Below are 357 nucleotides of genomic sequence, written 5' to 3' on the forward strand. Positions count from 1 at the left end.
CTCACTTACCTGACCGGCCGAAGTTTGACCAAAGGGTCCACTCGATTGGGGCGGCCCCCCATGCCCAGTTATTGAATATGAAAATTTTTTCCAATAACGGTGGTGGGCCAGCAGCGATGATATTATTGCCGCTGTTGAAGACTCAGTCAAGTTGGGGGCCGATGTCCTAAACCTTTCCCTCGGTTCAGTCAGCGGCAATGCCAATCCGAATAGTCCTGAGCAACGAGCCTTAACCGAAGCCGCCCACCAGGGTGTGATTCCAGTGGTTGCGGCCGGTAATGCCGGCCTGTCAACCTCCCAGAGGGGACTGAACCAGGTCAATAACCTGCAGACCAAGGATGGGGGTACCGTCGGTTC

General features: G+C 55.2%; 1 pseudogene. It reads left to right on the forward strand.

From position 1 onward, the window contains the following. Nucleotides 1-112: 112 nt before the first annotated feature. Nucleotides 113-357: pseudogene (locus AOQ29_RS06190) on the forward strand (S8 family serine peptidase); the annotation flags it as partial.

This window comes from Fructobacillus ficulneus, from assembly GCF_001047075.2.
Lineage (GTDB): Bacteria > Bacillota > Bacilli > Lactobacillales > Lactobacillaceae > Fructobacillus > Fructobacillus ficulneus.